General features: G+C 70.8%; 17 protein-coding genes and 2 CRISPR repeat arrays. Of the genes, 5 read left to right on the top strand and 12 right to left on the bottom strand.

What is annotated here, in order from left to right:
- Nucleotides 1–4: 4 nt before the first annotated feature.
- Nucleotides 5–276: direct repeats of the CRISPR family, unit length 28 nt; unit sequence GGATCACCCCCGCGTGCGCGGGGAGCAG.
- Nucleotides 277–301: 25 nt separating this feature from the next.
- The 9 genes from cas2e to GA0070558_RS21070 all read right to left on the bottom strand — a co-directional run bounded on the left by cas2e (nt 302) and on the right by GA0070558_RS21070 (nt 12,227).
- Nucleotides 302–712 carry a type I-E CRISPR-associated endoribonuclease Cas2e gene (cas2e, locus tag GA0070558_RS21110; RefSeq protein ID WP_091282964.1) on the bottom strand — a complete coding sequence of 137 codons (411 nt, stop codon included), beginning with the start codon at nt 710–712 and terminating at the stop codon, nt 302–304.
- Complete coding sequence (gene cas1e, locus GA0070558_RS21105) at nt 712–1,683, bottom strand: type I-E CRISPR-associated endonuclease Cas1e (protein WP_077935763.1); 972 nt, start codon at nt 1,681–1,683, stop codon at nt 712–714. The genes cas2e and cas1e overlap by 1 nt, the downstream gene beginning before the upstream one ends.
- Nucleotides 1,680–2,363, bottom strand: coding sequence for a type I-E CRISPR-associated protein Cas6/Cse3/CasE (gene cas6e / locus GA0070558_RS21100; protein WP_077935762.1), 684 nt, complete (start codon nt 2,361–2,363; stop codon nt 1,680–1,682). The genes cas1e and cas6e overlap by 4 nt, the downstream gene beginning before the upstream one ends.
- A gap of 8 nt (nt 2,364–2,371) precedes the next feature.
- A complete protein-coding gene (gene cas5e, locus GA0070558_RS21095) occupies nt 2,372–3,094 on the bottom strand; it encodes a type I-E CRISPR-associated protein Cas5/CasD (protein WP_091282962.1) in 723 nt (240 codons plus the stop codon).
- Nucleotides 3,091–4,257 carry a type I-E CRISPR-associated protein Cas7/Cse4/CasC gene (cas7e, locus tag GA0070558_RS21090; protein ID WP_091282960.1) on the bottom strand — a complete coding sequence of 389 codons (1,167 nt, stop codon included), beginning with the start codon at nt 4,255–4,257 and terminating at the stop codon, nt 3,091–3,093. The genes cas5e and cas7e overlap by 4 nt, the downstream gene beginning before the upstream one ends.
- Nucleotides 4,258–4,259: 2 nt before the next feature.
- Nucleotides 4,260–4,955 carry a type I-E CRISPR-associated protein Cse2/CasB gene (gene casB / locus GA0070558_RS21085; protein ID WP_091282958.1) on the bottom strand — a complete coding sequence of 232 codons (696 nt, stop codon included), beginning with the start codon at nt 4,953–4,955 and terminating at the stop codon, nt 4,260–4,262.
- Nucleotides 4,952–6,631: a type I-E CRISPR-associated protein Cse1/CasA gene (gene casA, locus GA0070558_RS21080; RefSeq protein ID WP_091282957.1), complete on the bottom strand. Its 1,680-nt coding sequence runs from the start codon at nt 6,629–6,631 to the stop codon at nt 4,952–4,954. The genes casB and casA overlap by 4 nt, the downstream gene beginning before the upstream one ends.
- Before the next feature lie 246 nt (nt 6,632–6,877).
- Nucleotides 6,878–9,766, bottom strand: a complete 2,889-nt coding sequence (locus tag GA0070558_RS21075; protein ID WP_091282955.1) for a CRISPR-associated helicase/endonuclease Cas3 — start codon at nt 9,764–9,766, stop codon at nt 6,878–6,880.
- 321 nt (nt 9,767–10,087) lie between these two features.
- Nucleotides 10,088–11,335: direct repeats of the CRISPR family, unit length 28 nt; unit sequence CTGCTCCCCGCGCATGCGGGGGTGATCC.
- A gap of 673 nt (nt 11,336–12,008) precedes the next feature.
- Nucleotides 12,009–12,227: a winged helix-turn-helix domain-containing protein gene (locus tag GA0070558_RS21070; protein WP_074475274.1), complete on the bottom strand. Its 219-nt coding sequence runs from the start codon at nt 12,225–12,227 to the stop codon at nt 12,009–12,011.
- Between the two features lie 421 nt (nt 12,228–12,648).
- Between GA0070558_RS21070 and GA0070558_RS21065 the strand changes: the two genes are divergently transcribed.
- The gene (locus GA0070558_RS21065; protein WP_091282953.1) at nt 12,649–12,951 is read left to right on the top strand and encodes a hypothetical protein; all 303 of its coding nucleotides are present in this window, start codon (nt 12,649–12,651) and stop codon (nt 12,949–12,951) included.
- A 117-nt stretch (nt 12,952–13,068) separates the two neighbouring features.
- On the opposite strand, the gene ligD (GA0070558_RS21060) is transcribed toward GA0070558_RS21065, so the two are convergent.
- Both ligD (GA0070558_RS21060) and ligD (GA0070558_RS21055) read right to left on the bottom strand, forming a co-directional pair.
- Nucleotides 13,069–13,974 carry a non-homologous end-joining DNA ligase gene (ligD, locus tag GA0070558_RS21060; RefSeq protein WP_091282951.1) on the bottom strand — a complete coding sequence of 302 codons (906 nt, stop codon included), beginning with the start codon at nt 13,972–13,974 and terminating at the stop codon, nt 13,069–13,071.
- Nucleotides 13,964–14,905, bottom strand: a complete 942-nt coding sequence (ligD, locus tag GA0070558_RS21055) for a non-homologous end-joining DNA ligase (RefSeq protein ID WP_091282949.1) — start codon at nt 14,903–14,905, stop codon at nt 13,964–13,966. The genes ligD (GA0070558_RS21060) and ligD (GA0070558_RS21055) overlap by 11 nt, the downstream gene beginning before the upstream one ends.
- 87 nt (nt 14,906–14,992) lie before the next feature.
- Here ligD (GA0070558_RS21055) and ku point away from each other — a divergent pair, with 87 nt between their 5' ends.
- The gene (ku, locus tag GA0070558_RS21050; protein ID WP_091282947.1) at nt 14,993–16,054 is read left to right on the top strand and encodes a non-homologous end joining protein Ku; all 1,062 of its coding nucleotides are present in this window, start codon (nt 14,993–14,995) and stop codon (nt 16,052–16,054) included.
- Nucleotides 16,055–16,201: 147 nt separating this feature from the next.
- Here the strand turns inward: ku and GA0070558_RS21045 are convergent, their stop codons facing one another.
- A complete protein-coding gene (locus tag GA0070558_RS21045) occupies nt 16,202–17,035 on the bottom strand; it encodes a TetR/AcrR family transcriptional regulator (RefSeq protein ID WP_091282945.1) in 834 nt (277 codons plus the stop codon).
- 77 nt (nt 17,036–17,112) lie between these two features.
- Here GA0070558_RS21045 and GA0070558_RS21040 point away from each other — a divergent pair, with 77 nt between their 5' ends.
- The 3 genes from GA0070558_RS21040 (at nt 17,113) to GA0070558_RS21030 (ending at nt 20,499) form a co-directional block, all read left to right on the top strand.
- Nucleotides 17,113–17,577 (top strand): nitroreductase/quinone reductase family protein, encoded by a 465-nt coding sequence (locus GA0070558_RS21040; protein WP_091282943.1) that lies wholly within the window; start codon nt 17,113–17,115, stop codon nt 17,575–17,577.
- Between the two features lie 124 nt (nt 17,578–17,701).
- Nucleotides 17,702–18,112 (top strand): VOC family protein, encoded by a 411-nt coding sequence (locus GA0070558_RS21035; RefSeq protein WP_091283098.1) that lies wholly within the window; start codon nt 17,702–17,704, stop codon nt 18,110–18,112.
- 2 nt (nt 18,113–18,114) lie between these two features.
- Complete coding sequence (locus GA0070558_RS21030; protein WP_176734294.1) at nt 18,115–20,499, top strand: ATP-binding cassette domain-containing protein; 2,385 nt, start codon at nt 18,115–18,117, stop codon at nt 20,497–20,499.
- Nucleotides 20,500–20,534 lie beyond the last annotated feature (35 nt).

Here is a 20,534-nt window from a genome sequence, read left to right as displayed (position 1 = left end):
CAGGGGATCACCCCCGCGTGCGCGGGGAGCAGGCCTGGCGGGCGTGCTCGATCTGGGTGGCCAGCGGATCATCCCCGCGTGCGCGGGGAGCAGGACTGAGTCGCGTACTCGACATCGCACTGCAGGGGATCACCCCCGCGTGCGCGGGGAGCAGTCGCCGGTGCCCGTGACGACCAGGTCAAGCGCGGGATCACCCCCGCGTGCGCGGGGAGCAGCGCTCGGCCTGGTCGATCTCGCGGTCTAGCCGCGGATCACCCCCGCGTGCGCGGGGAGCAGACTTTCTGAGCTGGGGCGCTAAAGATCAACTATCCCTTTTTCCTTCACTTGGTCCGGAGGGAACCGACGATCCGCTGCCCCCATCTGGGGCCCTCCGCCCGAACTTCCGACGCTTGGACGCCTTGCTCCATCCCCGCCCCACTGCTGGGTTGTACGAACTCCTATCCGTAGGCCGACGCATGAGCGTGATCCCGTCGAAGTCCACCGGATCCCAGTGATGGTCGTGTACCTCGAAGGTCAGTCGTTGCTCACCTGGCCGCTGGTAGACGAGCAGTGCCCGGCCTGGCCCGGCCATCTCGACGACCTTGGCCCAGAGCCGCTGTCGGATCCGGCTGTTCACGTGTCCCACGTACACCCCGGCAGAGATCTCCAGCAGCCACTGCGTCAGGTGCCCCCGCAGCCCTTCGGGGCAGGCGGTGAGGATGATGACGGTCATCAGAAGTCCACGTCCCCGGAGTAGTTCCGGCCGCCGGCGAGTTCGTAGCCTTCCTCGTCCCACAGGCGTACGGCATCGCTGCCGGCTTCCTCGTCGAGCTGTTCCTCGTCGATCGGTCCGGCCGAGCCATCGGTGAGCAGCAGGCTTCGGATGTCGCGGACGCACCGGTCGAGGAGTGCGCCGTCGTGGACCCGGTCGCGGACGGCCCGACGGGTGTCCGAGCCGATGTCGGTCGACTCGCCGGCCGCGATGTCGAAGGCGACCGGGATGCTGATCTCGGCCTTGTACAGGTCAGCGATGTCGTAGACGAACGACCGATCGTGGCCGGTGTGGACGAATCCGAGCCCCGGCGATGCGCCGATGGCGACGATGACCGCGTGCACGATGCCGTACAGGCAGGCGTGCGCCGCCGACAGCGCCTGGTTGACTCGATCGCTGCCGTCGAAGTTGTCCGGGTCGTACTCCCGGTTGTTCCACGACACACCGGTGCGCAGCGAGTGTTCCCGGTAGCAGCGGCGGACCCTCGCTCCTTCTTTGCCGCGCAACTGTTGCATCGTGAGCTTGCTGGTGTCTTCCCCGGGAAAGCGCATCCGATACATCGCGCGCGCCACCTGGAGTCGCCGGTCCCGGTGCGAGACGGCGGCGGCCTGGGCGACAAGAAGACGGCTTGACCGGGCGAGCGAGCGCCCGTGTGCGTAGTACCGGATGCCGTGCTCACCGACCCAGACGACCGTGGCGCCGTTGTCGGCGATCAGCATCATCGCCTGCTGGGTGATGCTGGTGCCGGGACCCAGCATGAGGACCCCGAGCGTGGCGGCCGGCAGATGCACGACGCCCTTCTCGTCGGCGGCGGTGATCGCGTTGCTGTCCCGGTGGATGACGCATCGTTCGAGGTAGACGAAACTGACCCGGTCCTGCGCGCGGTTGAGTTCCGCCAGTTCAGCCGGCGGCACACCCGGGGTCTTCTTCACGAGTTCGGCTGCGCGGGCGCGAGGGTCAGCAGCCCGCACCCGTACGCCCGAGCGTGGCCGATGCCCCGGGTGAGGACGTTACGAAACAGGGCCGGGTCCTCGATGTCAAGGACGCCGTCGTAGGTGGCCGTAACGAGGGTGACCGGCCGTTGTCCGTGGTTGCGGGTGAACCGGCGAACCTGGCGGTCGTAGGTGACGAGGTTCAGCTCCCCGTCAGCCTGCCGGGCGATGGTGAACCCGTGCCGCTCGGCCCGGCTGGTCAGCCACTCGATCTGCTGCGTGGCGGTGACCTGACCGAATCTCTGCGTCGTCGGCGAGTTCTCCGTCTTACGGCCGGTGCGGCTGGGGTTGGCCGTCAACCGGAACGCCCATCGCTGCCCCTTCTCCAAGGAGTCGAGCAGGCGGTCGTAGGGGCGGGTCTCCCAGGACTCGCTGCTCCTCGGCCAGCCGGCCTGCTCGACGAGGTGGGTCAGCTCGGGCTCGGTCGGGCTCACGATGTAGAGCACGACCTGCCGGTCCCGCCGCTGGTCGACGCGCCACAGGGTGCGGGCGTCGTCGCGGGTGTGGTCCTCGGGACGGGGGAAGCCGGACAGTACGGCGGCGTGCATCGCCTGCGGCGAGGCGAGCAACTTGCGCGCGCCCTGCCGGGCGGTGTTCATGAGGAACCGGGTCAGGTACATCGTCGTCCTCACAGCCACGTGAGCGGGTCGTGGTCGGCCAGGGCGGGGCCTCCGGAGACACCGGCGGCGACGGAAGGACGGCCGTCGGGGTTGGGCACGAGGACCCGGGTACGGACGACAGCCCGCCACCCGTACTGCCGGTGGGCCGGGTCGAAGCTGATCGGCTCGTCCTGGAAAGTCTCGGTGGCCTCGGCCCCCGGCGGAGCGTCGAGGAGCGCCTCCAGCCCAACGGTCGATGGTGCGCGCTCACGCAGTCGCTTCGAAGCCTGCCACGGCACGTCACCGAGCACCTCTGCGACCGTGCCGGGGCGGACGCCGAGGGTGACGGGCGCGACCGGCGGGCAGGACCGGCGGCCCAGATAGAGCGGGAACTGCGGCCGGCGTACCGCCTCGTGCAGGCCGTCGATCAGCTCGCTGTCGCCACCGATCGCGGCGAGGAACACCGCGTCGGAGAGGTAGTAGCGGTTGGTCAGCGGCATGCTGTCCCGGCCGTCGAGGGTGCGGGCAACCTGAAAGTCGCGGAGGATCTGGCCGGGCTGGTCGATCCGTACCCCGAAGTCAAGGCCGAGCAGCTCGGTCAGCGGGTCGGTGCGCCGCTGCCCCCGGGCTGCGGCGAGCAGCCCGATCACTCCGCTCTTGGTGGGCGCGATCTCGGTGTGCCGCTGGGTGAAGCGGCTGGTCGACCCCCATGCCTGGAGCGGGCCGGCCAGCCGCAGCAGCAGGACGCTCATGCCGGCGTGCCGAGGCGGTCCGCGACAGTCGTCCCGACGGCGCTGACCAGGCCGGGCAGGGGCAGCACCTCGCCGAGAGGTGCGAGGGCGGCGGTACGGCTGCCGACGTGGGTGACCCAGGCGGCGACGGCGGGATCTCCGTACGTCTCCTCGATCTCGGTGGTGTAGTCGGCGAGCTTCCGGGCGGCCTCGGCGACCATGCCGGAGCGATCCCCGAGCTGCCGCTCCCGAACGGGCTCCTCGAAGGCCCCCACCAGGTTGACCGACTGGGTGTCACGCAGCCGCACCATGACCGCGTCGGGGCGGGTGCCGTTGGCGAACGTGTTCTGCTTGCCGGACGGCATGCTGGTGACAAATGCCTGCAGGAATGCCGTCACGGCCTCACGCGTGGCGTCGGCGTCGCCGAGAGTTTCGTTCAGCCGGTCGACGTCGATCGTCGCGTACCGGTAGAGGGTGGCGGAGTTGAACTCGATCGTGCCGATCATGCCGGCACCGGTCTCCTGGTTGTCGTGCTTACGGTCGTCCACGGCGGTGTAGTAGTCGAACTCGTTGTCGACGGCGTGAACGCTGAGGGCGTGGGCGACCTGGACGGCCGCGTCGACGTTCAGGTCCGGCACGTCGGCGAGCATCCGGCCGAACATGGCGATGTCGATGGAGTGGTCGGCGTCGGCCAGCTTCTGGAGCTGCTTGGTGTCGAGCTTCTCCCCGGTCCGCTCGGCGTCGATCGCGGCCCGCGCCAGGTTCTCCTGCTGGCGGTGGCTGAGGAACATCAGGTAGCCGGACTCGACGTCGGAGTTCGCCGCCGCCTCGCTCTTGCCCTTCTTCGCCGTCTCCTTCTTCGCCGCGGCCTCCTTCTTCACCAGACCGGACGCCTTCAGCACGTCGGCTGCCAGGGCGGACGCCCGATCCTTCAGCTCTGGGTCGAGGTCGGCGATCCGGGCGGCGATCGCCTCTCCGATGCGCTTGGTCCGCTCGCCGAGCTGGGAGTCGTCGAGGGTACGGCGGAACGCCAGCCGGACCGCCCGCTTCCAGGACTGGGAGGAGACCCGGGCCCGGCGCACGCCGCCATAGGTGGCGGTCTTCGGGGAGCCGGAGTCGTCCCGGTTGATGTTGCTCGGCGGCACGGTGTGCAGGATGTGGACGTCCAGGATCGTGCGGCTCATGGTCACTCCTCGGAGGTGGCGCCTGCGGGCGCGGAGTCGGCTTTCGAGTCGGTGCTGTCGTCGCCCTGGCGGTCCCCGGGCTCGGGCTGGCGGTAGAAGTCACGGCCCCACAGGCCGCGGACCTGGGCGGGCCCCCATGGCTTCTGCAACGTGGCCAGGTCCTCGGCGAGCACCCCGTAGTCGAGGGCGATCCGGTGGTCCCGCAGAAGCCGGATCAGGCTGCGCAGATGGGTGGTGACGGCGGCGTAGCTGGTGGCGGTGCCGAGGGCGGCGAACCGCCGTCGCACGGCGACGGCGCTGTCCGGGTCGCTGCACAGCAAGCTGACCGCCCTGCCAAGACCGATGCCGTCCTGGTGCATGGGCGTGTCGCGGAGCGACTGCTGGTGCACCGCGTACAGGGTCAGCGCGGTGTGCATGGCCCGCTCGGTGTGGGTCGGGTCGTCACCGAGACGCTCCCCGAGGTACTTCTCCGCGACGCGGGTCTGCTCCAGGATCGTGAAGTCCTCGCCGGGCTCCCGGCCGACCACACCCCGCAGCCTGGCCAGGGCGGCGATGGCGAAGCTCTCCTCGCGGAGGTAGCCGTCCTGCAAGACCACGACCCGGGTGGCGACGTATCCCCCGAAGGGCCCGCGCGGGCGGGCGTACCGCTTGGGCTCAGGGCTCTGGGTTGCGTTGTCGGCTGGGGCTGTGACGGTCACGCCGGCACCTCCTGGGAAACGGGCGGGTTCTCGGTGACAGCAGCCATCGGCAGGGCGCGGCGCAGGGCGTCGCGGAAGAACTTGTCCGCGAGCGGGCTGCTCAGGTGCTTCTTCTTCTCCTGGTCGACGTAGCGGCCGGCCCAGGCCTGCGGGCCAGCCTGCTCGACCATGTCCCGGCCGAGCCGGCGCACCCAGCGATAGGCCAACGTCTGCCACTGGATGCGCGCCCGCGCCGGGTCGCTGTGGGGGCCGAGGTCGCCCAGCCAGCGCCGGAACAGGACGTCCAACTTGGCGTAGCCGATTTCGGCGGCCCGGTCTGCGGCGGCAGCGGGCGGGTCCTCGGCCCGGTCCCCGTACCCTCCGGCGGCGCGACACAGGTCGGCGGCCAGCCGGCGTAGTGTGAGGACGGCGGCCTCGGCATCGGCGGCGCTGTCCACGATGGTGACGGCAAGCGGACCCGCCGGGTCGAACGCCTGCACGGGCATGGTCAACGCGTCCTGGTAGACCTCGTCGACCACCGACATCTGGTTGCCGTAGACGACGCCGACGGCGCGGGCGGTGACCCGGTACTGGTCGTCGATCAACTGCCTGATCCGGAGCCGGGCCAGCCACTGGCTGACCGCCGGTGGTCGTCGGCTCGCGGCTTCGGCCCCCGGTCGTTCGGTCGGGGCGGGCAGCAAGCTGGTCAGCCCGCGCCAGAGGGCCCGGGTGTGGTCGTGGAGGGCGGGCAGATAGACGAGCGGCTGCCCGAGCTTCTTCTCCTGGTTGGCGCTGCGCCGCCAGCCGCTCATCGGCTCCTGCTGGTGCAGGTTCGGCCAGGCGATGCGGTCCCCGTTTGCGATCATGGCACCGGTGATCCCGGCTTGGTCGCCGAAGAGGCGGATCCGGCGAGACTGCCAGGTGTAGAGGTTGAGCAGCCCGTACGGACCACGAGCGCGCTCGACCTCCTCAGTCGGGCCGTGCGGCTCGCGCTCCCAGACCGGGGAGTCACGTTCCGGGTCCTGCCGGAGGTAGTCGCTGTCGAGCGGGACGAGGTTGAGCAGCAGTGTCTCGCGCAGTGTCCGGCCTTCGAGGTAGACCAGCCCGAGGGAGCCGCAGGAGGCGGGGCCGATCGGGTAGCCCTTCCCGCCCTTGACCCGGTCGTCACCGACCGCCCCGGACTTGATGCCGGACGTGTCGTACGCCTGGCAGTGGACCAGCCAGACGGCCGCCTCGGCAGGTGTCAGCCGGGCCAGGCCGGGCCCGAGCCGGGTGGTGAGGTAGGGCGCGTTGTTCGGCACGTCGGCGATCAGCCGTTCCAGGCCGAACCCGTCTCCCTTCTGCGTACGTAGGCCGGCCACCTGGTAGAACGGCGTGACCGGGTGCAGCAGGTCGAAACGGTCTCGGTACTCGTCGAGGTAGCCGGCGATGTCGTTCGCCGGCAGGTCGGAACGCCGCCACAACCCCTGCCACGCACGCTCGTCCTCGGGTCCGTCGACCGCCCGGTACAGGATCGCGAGGAGCAGCCTCAGGATCGCGGACGTCTGGGTCGGCAGGTCACCGACGACGGCCCGCAGCTCCGCCGCCTGGGCGAACAGCTCGTTCAGGGTGACCAGGCGACGACGGCCGGACAGGTCGAGCACCGGTATCCACGGCTGCTCGATCAGTGAGAAGGAAGAGGTGGTGGCGTCCGGCATCTGAGGGTTCTCCATCCACTTCGACCGGCAATGAGACGAGGGTCTGGACCTGTCCCTACCAGTGCGACGGCGGTTGCACTGTAGTCGCTTCTCGCGTCACGCAGGGTTATCCACTGTCGCTACCGATATTCACGATGCTCCCTGCGTAGACAGGGTTTTCCGCAGCTCAATGAGTGCGGGCCACCCACGTTGGTAACCAAGAGTCAGCAGCCTCGCACGGCCTGTCTGATAGCGGACAACCGTCGGTCAGTCGCCACGCGGGTCGGCCTTCTCGACGCGCAGGCCGCTGTGCCGGTCGTACGTCAGGACGTGATCGGCAAGGCGGGCCTGCCCCCGCTCGTCGAGATCGAGGATCAGCTCGCCGCCGAGCAGCGGATCCTTCTCCCAGGCCGGGAAGGCGTTGCGGGCCTCCAGCTCGGCGATGATCCGCTCGGTGCCACCGTCGGCGGTGAGCGCCCTCGGCAGCGGCAGGGTGCACCGCAACATCGCGCGGGCTACCGCCTTCGACGGCGCGAAGTCCGTCGGGACAGTCACATCGCCCCCCTCGGCAAGCCAGGACGGCGTGCGCAGTTCGTCTCCCCGGCGGACCAACAGCAGCACCTCCAGCGTTTCGGCGGCGTCGTCGCGCACGTGTGCCCGGCCGCGCCGTTCGTCGCCGTTGGCGGTATCGGTGTTGCCCACGTTGGCGTCGAGCCAGCTCAGCAGGGAGACCCCCGGCTGCTTGACCGGCCGGATTCGGAACGTCTCCGCGCGCTCTCCGGCCGCGAAGTGCCGCTTCAGCGCCTGCGTCTCGGCCTTGGCCAGCGCGTCCTGCCACGAGGGCGGGCCGACCGGCTCGGCGCCGTACGCGTCCTGCACGAGGGACGCGATGTCCTGCGGAAGGGCAAGGCCACTCTCGCCATCGAGGTAAGGCAGGAGCACAGCCGCCGCCCGGAGCAGGGCGAAGCGGTCGTACACCCGGACCGAGCCGGTCACCGGGGCGGGCGGCTCGGTGGCCCAGTCCGCGCCGGGCACCAGGCACCGAGGATGCGCGAGCCGGGCGGGGCGGTCGCCCCGGCGGTGCCGGTGCAGCCGGCCGAGCCGTTGCAGGATCAGGTCCACCGGGGCAAGGTCGGTGACCAGCAGGTCGAAGTCGATGTCCAGGGACTGCTCGGCGACCTGGCTGGCCACGACGACGTGGCGGCTCGGCCGGGTGCGTCCGAGCTTGGCGAGGTGGCTGGGAGGGCCGAAGGTGTCCCGCAGCCACTTGTCCTTGGCCGCGCGGTCGGCGGCCATGAAGCGGGAGTGCGCCACCGACACCGGAATTTGCGGCCCAAGGCACTCGCGCAAAGCGGCCGCCGTGTCCAACACCCGCGCAACAGTGTTGCGGACGATCAGGACGCAGCCACCGTCCGCAAGGTCGGCCTGGAGCCGGTCGGCGAGGGCAGCCAGGTCGTCATCCGCGCGTTCCAGCCGTACGTCGAGGCTGCGGCCGGACGCCGCGCAGCCCACCGCCACCGGCTGCCGGTCGACACCGGAAACGCTGAGCAGCGGATACCGTCGATCATCGCGCAGAGGTTGGTAGTCGTCGGCGGCGGTGCCGCCCGCGCGATACCTGCGCCGGGTGCCGCCCGCCGGCCGACGGCCCAACCGCCCGTCGTCGTAGGCCCGCATCATGTCGGCCCGCCGCGCGGCGGGAAGGGTCGCCGACAGGATGACCACGGGTACGCCGTGGGCCCCCAGCCATTCCAGCGCCCGGTCCAGGTACCGGCTCATGTAGACGTCGTAGGCGTGCGCCTCGTCGATAACGACCACCTTGCCGGCGAGGCCGAGGTGTCGCAGGGCCACATGCCGGGCCTGCAACGCGGCGAAGAGCAACTGGTCGATGGTGCCGACGACGAAGCTGGACAGCAGCTTGCGCTTCCGGCCGGCCAGCCAGCCGTGCACGGCGGTCTGTGTCCCGCCCTCGTCCAGGGCGATCGCGCTGGGCAGCACCCCCCGGTAGAGCCGGGAGTATTCGTCGTTGAGCATCGCCTTGCCGTGCGCCAGGGCCGCGTCCCGGGCACCCCTGCCCAGATCTGCATCAGGGAGCCGGCTGAGCCAGGTCAGCACCCGGCTGAACATGGCATCGCCGGTCGCGCGGGTAGGAAGCGCCAGGAAGCAACCGCCCGCACCGCTACGCCGGGCGAGAATCTCCACGGCCGCGAGCGCGGCCTCGGTCTTGCCCTCGCCCATGGGCGCCTCGACGATGATCAGCCCCGGCAGCGGCATGGTGTGCGCCTGTTCCACCACCGCAGCCTGGACCGGGTAGGGCCGCGTCCCAGCCGGCAACTCGAAGCGCCGGGAGAACAGGGCCGACACGTCGAGGCCGGCCACGTCAACGGGCTGCCAGGGCATCGGCAGATCCAGCTCGTCCCATGCCTCGGCCAAGCGGTCCGGCGCGTTCTCCCGCTGGAAGCCGTACGGAAAGATCTCGTCGTTGCTGGCGATCCAGTCGGCGACGATCACGATCCCCGTCAACAGCACCTGCACCGGTTGCGGCAGGGCGACCTCCCGCCAGACCGGCAGCCGGCCGGTCACGTCGGCGTACCCGCTCATCCAATCGAGCAGCTCGTCGCGCACCTGCGGCCACAGCCCGTCGATGCCGAGCAGGTAGGGCCGGTCGCGGATCGCCTTGAGGTCGCCGTCGGTCGGCGGCACCCCGTGGTGGCCGCCGACGACCACCGCGTACGCCTCGGCTTGGTCCCGGGTCCAGCCCTTCGCACCGGTCAGCCAGTCGATCAGGGCGAGATGCCCGGCCGGCCCGTGTGGGGCGCAAAGGCGGTCCTTCTCCACCCGATCATCGAAGTCGAAGCCGTGTCTTCGCATGTCTTCCCGCAGGTGCTTCACCTGCCAGGCGAACGCCGGGGTGGCCTTGCCGATGTCGTGGATGCCGGCGAGCCAGCGGACCAGCCGGCGGCCGTCGTCGGCCCCACCAGGCAACGGCGCAGCGATGGGCCGCCGAACGCTTTCTGGCAGCCACATGTCCCACAGCAGGCCGGCGACATCGGCGCTGTCGGCGAGGTGACGATGCAGCGGAAGCCAGAAGCCCCGATCGCGGTTCGTCTTGCCCCAGACAAGACGGGCACTCTCGCTGAGACCAGGTCGATCGGACACGGAGGAGATGAGAACAGAGGGGTACGACACCTGACGACCAACTCCCAGGGACGACTCGCAGACCGACCGCGCGGCCGCTTTCAGCATCGAGAACGACGCTCATGTACGTCCGGACGCGGCCTGGCTGGAGATCGAGCAAGATTAATCCGGTCGCCGGAACCCCTCCCTATCGGATGCCCTCGCGGAGATTCCATCGGTACGCTGATCCGGCTGCGACTCACACCAACCCAACCGGCGCGCTCGATTCCAACAGCGATGGTCTTGAGAGGCAAAGTGAACGAAGACCAGGAAGATGATCTTTAGCATCGCAGGTCAGGAAGACTGCTCCCCGCGCATGCGGGGGTGATCCGAAGTGCTTCGTGGCGAGCCACTTCATCCAGACCTGCTCCCCGCGCATGCGGGGGTGATCCGGCTGTCCACGGACGGCATGTCAGCCACCCACCCTGCTCCCCGCGCATGCGGGGGTGATCCCGGCGCACAGGACAACGCCACCGTCCGAAGCGCCTGCTCCCCGCGCATGCGGGGGTGATCCCGAGGAGCTGACGTCCGGCAAGCGGACCCTCGACTGCTCCCCGCGCATGCGGGGGTGATCCCGCCGCCGGGCGATCCGGCGCCCAACCCCACCACTGCTCCCCGCGCATGCGGGGGTGATCCGCTGTATCCGCTGCGGCACTGGTTCGCGTCCACCTGCTCCCCGCGCATGCGGGGGTGATCCCGAGGAGCCGGACCCTACCCAGCCGGCTCCCTGCTGCTCCCCGCGCATGCGGGGGTGATCCCGCCACCTGGAAGCGGTCCATCGCCTCAGCCAGCTGCTCCCCGCGCATGCGGGGGTGATCCCCACGCCTGGTAGTCGATGCCGCCGTCACGCAGCTGCTCCCCGCGCATGCGGGGGTGATCCGGAGGACGGACGACCAGTCCCTGACGTGCTGTTCTGCTCCCCGCGCATGCGGGGGTGCTCCCAGGTTGGTCTTGCCGCGGCCCCGCACGCCGATCTGCTCCCCGCGCATGCGGGGGTGATCCCACCCCGACCACCTGCACCAGGTCGGTGCGGGCCTGCTCCCCGCGCATGCGGGGGTGATCCGGCCATCGACCGGTCAGAGATGTACGTCTCGCGCTGCTCCCCGCGCATGCGGGGGTGATCCCACCCCGACCACCTGCACCAGGTCGGTGCGGGCCTGCTCCCCGCGCATGCGGGGGTGATCCGGCCATCGACCGGTCAGAGATGTACGTCTCGCGCTGCTCCCCGCGCATGCGGGGGTGATCCCGCCTACATCGCCGGCGCGAGCATCAACGCCGTCTGCTCCCCGCGCATGCGGGGGTGATCCCGGTCCACCGGTGCCGACGACCCGGCCCTCGTTCTGCTCCCCGCGCATGCGGGGGTATCCCGCCACCGTCGCCGCGCCGCCGAGCGTGACCAGCTGCTCCCCGCGCATGCGGGGGTATCCCGCGCCGATCGCGTTGAGCGCGGCCTAAAGCGCCTGCTCCCCGCGCATGCGGGGGGGTGATCCCAGGGAGTTGACGCCCCGGTCGCGGCCCACCGCCTGCTCCCCCCGCATGTGGGGGTGTTCGCTTGTTGCGCAGATGCTCGATCTTCGCGGTCAAACTGCTTCCCGCGCATACGGCTGATCCCGCTTCAAGACCCCACCTCAGACGAATGACATAGTTGGTGGGGCATTCCCCGGCTCGCCGTGGGTGATCCCTAGCTCGCAGTAGCTTGCGACAGGAAGACGATCATGTTCCCCACAGTGGTGGGGTTGGCCGAAGGGCTTGCCCTTCGGCCACCGCCATCTTTTAGCCGGAAACTGCGCTCACGCCTGGATCAGGATCCAGATGATCACGACAACGAGGGAGATCGTGATCGATTGGGGCAGCACGATGGAGAGAGAGAAGCCAGGGCGAGCGGCCACAGGAACTCCTTAAAAGGAACTAGCTCGAAGTAGCTTGGAGTACTCCACTATCGCATGTGGACCCTACACCCCCAAGCAGACATGAACGACCGAAGGGGCAATTGCAGCTTTTGTCCGCTATTAGCTATTTCCGCACTCTGCAACCTGCAAGGCGAGCGCGAGGGCACCTTGCTGCAAACAGAGACGGAGGCTGCACCCCGCTGAAGGATCACGAACGTCAGGCAAGCCCAGCTTCGCGCCTTGAGGGAGTCGCCGCGAAGCGGCCGCATGCCGGTTCCGCCCGAGAAGGTGCCGGCGTCACACCCCAGGCCCGACCCTCGACGACAGCGAGGACCTCAGACTTCAGCGACGAAAACACCTCGCCCCGGACGCCCGACCAGTACGCCACGCTTCCGCAGCGTCGCCCAAGCCCGGTTGATGGTGGAATGCGAGACGTCGTACTCGGCCGCCAGGGCGCGCCCTGACGGCAGCTGCGAGCCGGGCGGAAACTCGCCCTCCTCGATGCGCCTCATCAGGTCGTCGAGCAGCTCGTCCATGGTGGGCGGGATAGGCACGTGGGGCCCCTTGCAGTCGGTTGGCCCCGCCAGTATCGATCCATGGATCCGCCACAGGCAAAACACCTAGCCCAGCCGGCATTGATGACATGAATGGTTCAGTGGTCCAGAAGAATACTTGACATAGGTGAGATCGCTCCGTAGCGTCGCTGACAGTGACGTGCTCCATGCGGTCGGTTGGCGCTCTCCGTGCGGTCGCTCGTCACCACAGCGCATTCCCCCAGCCCGGGGTGGCCGGACTCCCCCGGCCCGGCCACCCCGGGCACCCCGACACGCCCTGCCGCCGTACTCGCCGAACGAGGCTGCGGCGGCAGGGCCCACCCCGACCTCCGAACGGAAGGCGGCCCCGAGTGCGACCACCGCCCGTCCCGAGAACATCCAACTCGTACGAGCCCGCTAACCGCCGCGAATCGGTCGGCCGATGAGAGGCCCCAGCAGTCGGTGGGTCGTGCATGTGCCGATCGTCGTGCCGGACCTGCTCCGCGCCCGGATCCTCGCCCGCACGGCGGCGCGGGTCCTGGCCCAGTTCACCCGGTGTGTCGACGTCGGGGAGGTGACCGTGTCGACCGAGGACGAGCAGCGCGTACATCATCGGGTGTTCTGTGACCGGCGACTGGCCGGCGGCGCGCGGTGCGGCCTGCCCAGCGACCACCTCGCGCCGTGTGCGACCCGGCACAACCAGCGGGCCTACGGGTGGCGGGAGCGGCAGCCCCCGGGGGCGTAGACCGCGCTCGCCCTGGTCGGCGGCGCGGTCCTGCGGCTGGCGTCCCTGCGGCTACACCGCGAGCAGTAGTGAGAAGGGTGCCCTTCTATACCGTATGCGTTAACAAGGGGCCCCTCCTTACACCTCGGGGCCGGGGGTGAGTAGCGGGGCTAGCAGGTCGCCGTGCTTGTCCACCCGCTTGAGCACCTCGGCGGCCGTGTACGGCTTCGTCGCCGGGCGCTCTCCGGCCGCGCCGGCTGCCACCTCGTCCCAGGTCAGCGGCGTCGACACGGCCGGCACGGGCTGGGCGCGCAGCGAGTACGGGGCGACGGTCGTCTTCGCCGCGTTGTTCTGGCTCCAGTCGATGAAGACCTTCCCGCCGCGCAGGTTCTTCGCCATCTTCGACACGACCTGCTTCGGGTGGGCTTCCTCCAGCTCGCGGGCGACCCGGTGCGCGTAGTCGGAGACCGTGTCCGAGGACTGGGTGCCGGCGATGGGGCAGCAGAGCTGCATGCCCTTCTTGCCCGACGTCTTCGGATAGGAGTCGAGCCCGTCGAGAGCCAGCCGGTCGCGCAGCAGCAGCGCCACCTGGCTGCATTCGCGCAGCCCGGCCGGGGGGCCGGGGTCGAGGTCGACGACCAGCAGGTCGGGGTGGCCGCCGATCTTCCACTGCGGGGTGTGCAGTTCCAGGGCGGCGAGGTTGGCCAGCCAGACGAGGGTAGGCAGGTCGTCGGCGACGACGTAGTCGATGGTCTCGCGGCCCTTGGTGGAGCCGGGGGCGGGGAGGTTCTCGGTGCGTACCCAGGCGGGGGTGGCAGCGGGGGCGTTCTTCTCGAAGAAGCTCTTGTCCTCCACCCCGTTGGGGTAGCGGATGCGGGTGAGGGCCCGGTCGGCGAGGTGCGGCAGGAGCACCGGGGCGATGCGGGTGTAGTAGTCGATCACCTCGCCCTTGGTGAAGCCCGCCGCCGGGTAGAGCACCTTGTCCAGGTTGGACAGCTCCAGCGAGCGGCCCTGCACGTCGACCTTGAGCCGGTCAGCCGGCATCGTCCACCTCCTCGGGCGGCTTGTCGGGGCGCAGCCGCAGCACCCGGGGAAAGCGCAGCCGGCCGTCGGGGGTGCGCTGGCCGTACTTCACCTCCACCACGACCTCAGGATCTACCCAGATGGCGCCCCGGGCATCCTCGCGGGGCACGTCGGCGGCGAACGGGGAGCTGCCGGCGCGCAGGGGTTCCAGCTCGCGCAGCAGTTCGCGTTCGAGGGCCGCGCCGATGCCGCCGCCGACGCGGCCCCGGTAGGTGAGCCGGCCGTCGGGGCGGGGCACGCCGACGAGCAGGCCGCCGATCTTGCGGGCCCCGGGCCGCCAGCCGCCGACGACGAAGTCGCCGGTGACCTCCAGCTTGACCTTGACCCAGTCGGGCGAGCGGACGCCGGGCCGGTAGGCCGAGCCGACGCGCTTGGCCATCACCCCTTCGAGGCCGTGTTCGCCGGCCGCCTCGTAGGTGGCGGGCCCGTCGGCGAAGACGGGGGGCACGGCCCACCGGGCGCCGCCGAGTCCGAGGCCCTCCAGCAGGTCGCGGCGTTCGCGCCAGGGCCGGCCGGTGAGGTCCGCGCCGCGCAGCCGCAACAGATCGAAGATCAGATACGTCACGGGTACGCTCGCCGCGAGCCGGGCCGCCTTCGCCGGGTCGCGCACGTGCATCCGTTCGGCGAGCGCGGTGAAGGAGGGCTGACCGGCCTGGTTGAGCAGCACCACCTCCCCGTCGAGCAGGGCGTCGTCGATCTGCTCGGCGAGGGTGATCAGCTCCGGGTAGGCGGCGGTGATCTGCACGCCGGAGCGGGCGTACAGGTGTTGCCGGCCGCCGACGATGTCGGCGAGCGCGCGTACGCCGTCCCACTTGAACTCGTACGCCCACTCGGCGCCGGCGGGCAGCAGGCCGGTCGTCGCGAGCATCGGCTTCAGCGGCGCGCCGGGCATTTCCTGACTGTAGTAGGGCAACAGAAGTCATCGCGCCCGCTTCGATCCTTTGCGATCCTGAACGTTAACCGGGGAGAGGAGCGGGGGATGCGGGCGATCTGGAAGGGGGCTGTCTCGTTCGGGCTGGTCTCGATCGCGGTGAAGCTCTATTCGGCCACCGAGGAGAAGGACATCCGCTTCCACCAGGTGCACCGGTCCGACGGGGGGCGCATCCGGTACAAGCGCACCTGTTCGGTGTGCGGCGAGGAGGTCACCTACGACGACATCGCCAAGGGGTACGACATCGGCGGCGGCGAGATGGTGATCCTGACCGACGAGGATTTCGCGGACCTGCCGCTGACCACGTCGCGGGCGATCGACGTGTTGGAGTTCGTCCCGGCGGAGCAGGTCGACCCGATCCTCTACAACAAGGCGTACTTCCTGGAGCCGGAGGGCGCGGCGACGAAGCCGTACGTGCTGCTGCGCGACGCACTGGTCGACTCGGAGCGGGTGGCGATCGTCAAGGTGGCGCTGCGCCAGCGGGAGCAGTTGGCGACCCTGCGGGTGCGCGAGGGGGTGCTGCTGCTCAACACGATGCTGTGGCCGGACGAGGTGCGTACCCCCGATTTCGGTTTCCTGGGCGAGGACCTGAAGGTCCGGCCGCCGGAGCTGGCGATGGCCAGCTCGTTGATCGACTCGATGGCGGGCGAGTTCGAGCCGGAGGTCTTCACCGACGACTACCGGGCGGCGTTGCAGGAGGTCATCGACGCGAAGGTGGAGGGCCGGGAGGTCGTCCAGCCGGAGGAGGTCGAGGAGGCCCCGGCGGCGGCGGTGGACCTGATGGCGGCGCTGAAGGCGTCGGTGGAGCGGGCCCGGGCGGCGCGCGGGGAGCAGCCGGAGCGGAGCGGCGAGCCGACCCCGATCACGTCGGCCCGGTCGGCGCAGAAGGCTACGAAGGCCGCGAAGGAGGCGAAGGCCCCGGCGCGGAAGGCTGCCGAGAAGAAGCCGGCGAAGAAGGCGGCCGGCGGGACCGGCGGCGGGTCCACCGGGGGTACGAAGAAGGCGGCCCCGGGGAAGGCCACGACGAAGGCGGCGGGGGCGAAGGCCGAGAAGAAGGCGCCGGCGCGGAAGGCCGCCCCGAAGAAGGCGGCGCCCCGCAAGACCGCCTAGCCGGGGTCGGTGTCACCGGGAATCGAGGCGTCCCGGAGTGACCGGGCTGGGATGAATGGCTGCCTCCACTACACGACACGCCGGTGCGGTTCCACCACAACCGGCCACTGATCGCGCGCACCTCGGGCGGGGCCCCGCAAGGGGAGGTCAGCCCTGTTCGGCGAGCCGCCGACGGTCGAGCCCCTCGATCAGCAGGTCGAGGGCGAAGGCAAACTCGTCCTCGTCGTCGCAGCCGCCGAGGGCGCCGCTGTGCGAGACCGCGACGGCGAGTTCCGCGATGTGCGGCATGCTCTCGGCCCAGGCGGCTGCCTGCGCGGCGGTCTCCGCCTCGGTCGCGGGGGTGTTCGGCGAGTCGTCGAACAGGTCCTGGCTGAAGCCGAGGATCCGGCTGCCCAGCAGGTGCAGGGCGTGGTGGCTCAGGCTCACCGAGCAGCCGCCGCCCCGCAGCACGGCGAGCACCCGCTCGATGTGCCGCAGCACGGCCGGGGTGGGCGTGTCGCGGGCCTCCAGCACCCGGGCCGCCCAGGGGTGGCGCAGCATCGTCCGGCGGGCCCGCATGATCAGCGCCCGCAGTTGGTCGGTCCACGGCCCGGGGGCGCCTGCGCCTGCCGGGCCGCTGCCGGCCGCCGCCTCGCCGCCGGCCCTGGCCCCACCGCCGCCGACTGCGGCGACCCCGGTCCCACCGCCGCCGACTGCGGCGGCCCCGGTCCCACCGCCGCCGAGTGTGGCGGCCTCGATCTCGCCGTCTACCTCGATCTCGGCGGCGACGGCGTCGACCATCGCGGCGAGCAGGGTGTCCTTGTCGCGCAGGTGGTAGTAGATCGACATCGCGTCCACGCCGAGGTGCTGGGCGAGCCGCCGCATGCTCAGCCCGGCGAGGCCGTCCCGGTCGGCGAGGCCGATCGCGGCGGCGACGATCGTCTCCCGGCTGAGGCGGGCGGGGGCGCGGGTCGCGGAGCGGTCGTCGGCGTGTCGGGGCACCTTCGGATCCTACTTGCCGCCCTACGGCGTAGGACGTACTCTACGGTGTAGACCTACACCGTAGAAACGAGGCACCCATGGGCACCTCCCCCAAACCCCCGCCGAGATGGTTCGTCCGCAGCGCCTGGCTGGGCCACAAGGCTCTCCTCCGCGTCACCGCCGACCGGGTCGGCCTGAGCGCCCCGACGCCGGGCGGCCGGTTCGGCATGCTGCGGCTGCACACGACCGGCCGCCGATCGGGCCGGCCACGTGCCGTCATCGTCGGCTACATCCGCGACGGCGACCGGTTCGTCACCCTCGCCATGAACGGCTGGGCCGCGGCCGACCCCGCCTGGTGGCTCAACCTCCAGGCCCACCCCCGGGCGACCGTCGACCTCGGCGGCGAGTCTCGCGAGGTGACCGCCCACCGGGCCACCCGAGCCGAGCGCGACCGGCTGTGGTCGGCGCTGCACGACTACCGGGGCTACGGCGACCTGGACGGCCTCGCCGCCCACCGGGGCCGGGACACCGCGATCGTCGTCCTGACCCCGGTGCCCGCCTAGACGGCCGCCGGGCAGGCCGGACCGGCGACACGAACCGACGGCCGGACCGGCGACACGAACCGACGGCCGGACCGATCAGGAATCAAGAAGCACAGGTCAGTCGGCCGCAACTAGCGTGATCGGCATGGACATCACCATTCACACGAGCTTCCTGCCGCACACCGACCCGGAGGAGTCCCTCGCCTTCTACCGCGACGTGCTCGGCTTCGAGGTCCGCAACGACGTCGACACGGGCACCATGCGCTGGATCACCGTCGGCCCCGCCGGCCAGCCCGGCACCAGCATCCTCCTGGCCCCGCCGGCCGTCGACCCCGGCATCACCGACGACGAGCGGCGCACCATCGCCGAGATGATGGCGAAGGGGACGTACGGCTGGATCCTGCTGGCCACGCCCGACCTGGACGGCACCTTCGAGAAGATCCAGGCCAGCGACGCCGAGGTCGTCCAGGAGCCGACCGAGCAGCCGTACGGGATGCGCGACTGCGCCTTCCGCGACCCCGCCGGCAACCTCGTCCGGATCCAGGAACTGCGCTGAGCATGGCGACGGGAACGGGGTCGGGGCCGACCGCGCGGCGCGCCGCAGGGGGTCACGACGTGATCCGGGTGCGGGGCGCACGCGAGAACAACCTCAAGGACGTCAGCGTCGACCTGCCGAAGCGGCAGCTCACCGTGTTCACGGGCGTGTCCGGCTCCGGCAAGAGCTCGCTGGTGTTCGGCACCGTCGCGGCGGAGTCGCAGCGGCTGATCAACGAGACGTACAGCGCCTTCGTGCAGGGCTTCCTGCCGACGCTGGCCCGGCCCGAGGTCGACGTGCTCGACGGGTTGACCACGGCCATCGTCGTCGACCAGCAGCGGCTGGGTGGCGACGTGCGCTCGACGGTCGGCACCGTCACCGACGCCAACGCGATGCTGCGCATCCTGTTCAGCCGGCTGGGGCAGCCGCACGTCGGGCCGCCGGCCGCGTTCTCCTTCAACGTGCCGTCGGTGCGGGCGAGCGGCGCGATCACGGTGGAGCGCGGCGGCGGCCGGACCGTACGGCAGACCTTCACCCGCACCGGCGGCATGTGCCCGCGCTGCGAGGGCCGGGGCACGGTCTCCGACCTCGACCTCACCCAACTCTTCGACGACTCGAAGTCGATCGCCCAGGGCGCGATCACCATCCCCGGCTGGAAGGCCGACAGCTTCTGGACGGTGCGGGTCTACGCCGAGTCGGGCTTCCTCGACCCGCACAAGCCGATCCGCGAGTTCACGGCGCAGGAGCGGCACGACTTCCTGCACCGGGAGCCGACCCGGGTGAAGGTGGAGGGCGTCAACCTCACGTACGAGGGGCTGATCCCCAAGGTCCAGAAGTCGTTCCTCGCGAAGGACCGCGAGGCGATGCAGCCGCACGTCCGGGCGTTCGTGGACCGGGCGGTCACCTTCACCGCGTGCCCGGAGTGCGGCGGCACCCGGCTCGGCGAGGCCGCCCGCTCCGCCCGGATCGGCGGCGTCAACATCGCCGACGCCTGCGCGATGCAGATCAGCGACCTCGCCGAGTGGGTCGGCGGACTCGACGAGCCGTCGGTCGCGCCGCTGCTGGACAAGCTGCACCAGACCCTCGCCTCGTTCGTGGAGATCGGGCTGGGCTACCTGTCGCTGGACCGGCCGTCGGGCACGCTGTCGGGCGGCGAGGCGCAGCGGGTGAAGATGCTGCGGCACCTCGGTTCCCCGCTCACCGACGTCACGTACGTCTTCGACGAACCCACGACGGGCCTGCACCCGCACGACGTCAGGCGGATGAACGACCTGCTGCTGCGGCTGCGGGACAAGGGGAACACGGTGCTCGTGGTGGAGCACAAGCCGGACACCATCGCGATCGCCGACCACGTCGTCGACCTGGGGCCCGGCGCGGGCGCGGCCGGCGGGGCCGTCTGCTTCGAGGGCACCGTCGAGGGGCTGCGGGCCAGCGGCACCGTGACCGGCCGTCACCTCGCCGACCGGGTCGCCCTCAAGGAGACGGTACGCACGCCCACGGGCCGGCTGCCGATCCGGGGCGCGTCGACCCACAACCTGCGCGGCGTCGACGTCGACATCCCGCTCGGCGTGCTCGTCGTCGTCACCGGCGTGGCCGGCTCGGGCAAGAGTTCGCTGGTGCACGGGTCGATCCCGGCCGGCGCGGGGGTGGTGTCGGTCGACCAGAGCCCGATCCGGGGTTCGCGGCGGAGCAACCCGGCGACGTACACGGGGCTGCTCGACCCGGTCCGCAAGGCGTTCGCGAAGGCCAACGGCGTGAAGCCGGCCCTGTTCAGCGCCAACTCGGAGGGTGCCTGCCCCGGCTGCAACGGCGCGGGCGTGGTCTACGTGGACCTGGCGATGATGGCCGGGGTCGCCACGGTGTGCGAGGAGTGCGAGGGGCGGCGGTTCGAGGCGTCGGTGCTGGAATACCGCCTCGGCGGCCGGGACATCGCCGAGGTGCTGGCGATGCCGGTCACCGAGGCGCGGGAGTTCTTCGCCGCCGGCGAGGCCCGTACGCCGGCCGCGCGGGCGGTCCTCGACCGCCTCGCCGACGTGGGGCTCGGGTATCTCACCCTGGGCCAGCCGCTCAGCACGCTGTCCGGTGGCGAGCGGCAGCGGCTCAGGCTGGCCACCCACCTGGGCACCGAGGGCGGCGTGTACGTCCTCGACGAGCCGACCGCCGGCCTGCATCTCGCCGACGTCGGGCAGCTGCTGGGGCTGCTCGACCGGCTCGTCGACGCCGGCAAGTCGGTGCTCGTCGTCGAGCACCACCTGGCGGTCGTGGCGCACGCCGACTGGATCGTCGACCTGGGCCCCGGAGCCGGTCACGACGGGGGTCGGATCGTCTTCGAGGGCACGCCGGCCGACCTGGCCGCCGCCCGCTCCACGCTCACGGGTGAGCACCTCGCGGCGTACATCGGGGGGTAAGGAGGGGCCCCTTGTTAACGCATCCGGTAGAGAGG

Source organism: Micromonospora haikouensis, from assembly GCF_900091595.1.
Taxonomy (GTDB): domain Bacteria; phylum Actinomycetota; class Actinomycetes; order Mycobacteriales; family Micromonosporaceae; genus Micromonospora; species Micromonospora haikouensis.
This window is presented reverse-complemented; position numbering and strand designations above follow the sequence as displayed.